A 1,724-nucleotide genomic window follows, 5' to 3' on the forward strand; every position below is an offset into this window, starting at 1 on the left:
TGTCGGGGTACGCGTGAATGTGCCCAGCCACGTACGGATGAACGGGGTCTGTCGCTGATCTTGTGACGGTGGCTCATGCTGGATGAAGGATGCGTTTGCGGAGTAGGTCGAAGTTGGCGCGGCCGTAGCCGAGGCGTTTGACGAGCTTGGCTCTGGTGTTCTGGCCTTCGACCTGTCCGGAGTTCCAGGACGTGGTGAGGCCGGCGGTGACCGCGTCGAGGTCGGTGGTGAGTCCTTCGGCGAACTGGCGCAGGTGCGGGAGGTCGTCCCGGCGGACTTGCTCGATCCAGGTCGGCAGGTCTTGGCCGGTGAGGTTGGTCAGCATGGCGGCGAAGCCGCGCACGTGCCGAGCTGCGGCGTCCAGGTGGGGGCAGGCGGCCTGGACGTCGCCGAGGGTGCGGGCCTGCTCGGGCCCGAGCCGATCCGGGTGGGTCAGCAGCCAACTCGCGGCGGTCCTGGGTGCCGGGACCGGTCGCGCCGCCGGCGGGGCGGTCTTCCCGGCTTTGAGCAGGCGCAGATAGCGGCTGACGGTGGCCAGGCCGCCGGTGAAGCCCTGCGCCCGGATCTGCCGGTACAGCTCGGACGCGTTGCCGTGGCCCTGGCAGTACTGCTCATACAGGTAGGGCTTGAACTCATCGAGCACGGTACGGCGATCGATCGCCGGGGCGATGAGTTCGTCCAGGCTGCCGGCGCGGGCGTAGCGGCGCACGGTGTAGTAGTCCAGGCCCAGGTCACGGCTGATGCCGCGCAGCGACCGGCCGGCCGCGACGAGTTCCTGAACTGCTTGGTGCCGTTCGGTGGTGCGGGCGACCAGCGCCCGGGGCCGGCCGCGCACGTCGCAGTGCTGGTCCGGCAGCGGTGGCGCCGGCTGCTCGGCCGGTGGTGGTTCGGCGGCGGCGAACGCCGTCTTGACGCAGCCGTGGTGCGCGGCGACGGTCTTGTCGACCGCCTCGCACAGGTTCTTCCACAAATGCCAGCGGTCTGCGACCTGCTGGGCTTGGGGTGCCCCGGTGCGGGCGGCCTCGGCGTAGGCCCGAGCACGGTCACGGGCCACCACCTCAATCTCCGGATGCTGCGCCAGCCAGGCGGCGACCGGTCCGGCCTCGCGGCCCTCGAGCACCTCGACCGGGCGCCGTGTCTCGAGGTCGACGATGATCGTGGCGTAGACGTGCCGGCGGCGCAGGGCGAAGTCGTCGATGCCGACCGCCCGCAGGTCGCCGACCGGCGGGTCGGGCAGGGACCGGACCAGACGCAGCAGGGTGTCCTTCGCGACCTTCACGCCCAGCCGCCCCGCGAGCCGGGCCGCCGGCCGCGCCGCGAGCGCCACCGCGAACTGCACAAGCTGGTGCTGCAGCACCGGCGTGCGCCGGCTGTGCGGATGCGTAAGGCCCGGCACCTGCTCGGCGAACGTCACCGCCGGACACGCCGGCGACACGCACTTGAATCGACGGACCAACAAATCGATGACCACAGCGCGGCCGCCGAGCGCCGCGTCGGCCAGCCGGCGCCGATACCTGCCATGCGCGCGTGCGGAGATCCTCCTGCACCGCGGGCACCGACCCCGGCGCGAACGCGACCGCGCCCGCACAACGATCACAGCGGCCGACCGCTCGACCACCTCGACGACCACGTTGGACAGATGCGAAAGGACCTTGATCAGGCTTGAGAGCACCACGCTGATCATGGACCAGCCCGACGCCCGTCACAAGATCAGCGACAGACCC

The 1,724-nt window shown here is 71.1% G+C and carries 2 protein-coding genes; one reads left to right on the forward strand and one right to left on the reverse strand.

Annotation, left to right across the window (positions count from 1 at the left end; all coding sequences use genetic code 11):
• Window positions 1-73: 73 nt before the first annotated feature.
• On the reverse strand, window positions 74-1,537 hold the full coding sequence (locus IH26_RS0152360; RefSeq protein ID WP_051810140.1) for an ISL3 family transposase: 1,464 nt from the start codon (window positions 1,535-1,537) through the stop codon (window positions 74-76).
• Here IH26_RS0152360 and IH26_RS63745 point away from each other — a divergent pair.
• Window positions 1,464-1,724: hypothetical protein (locus IH26_RS63745; RefSeq protein ID WP_245666076.1), on the forward strand; the 261-nt coding region annotated here is incomplete at its 3' end. The two genes, IH26_RS0152360 and IH26_RS63745, sit on opposite strands and share 74 nt — an antisense overlap.

The organism is Actinoplanes subtropicus, assembly GCF_000721705.1.
Taxonomy (GTDB): domain Bacteria; phylum Actinomycetota; class Actinomycetes; order Mycobacteriales; family Micromonosporaceae; genus Actinoplanes; species Actinoplanes subtropicus.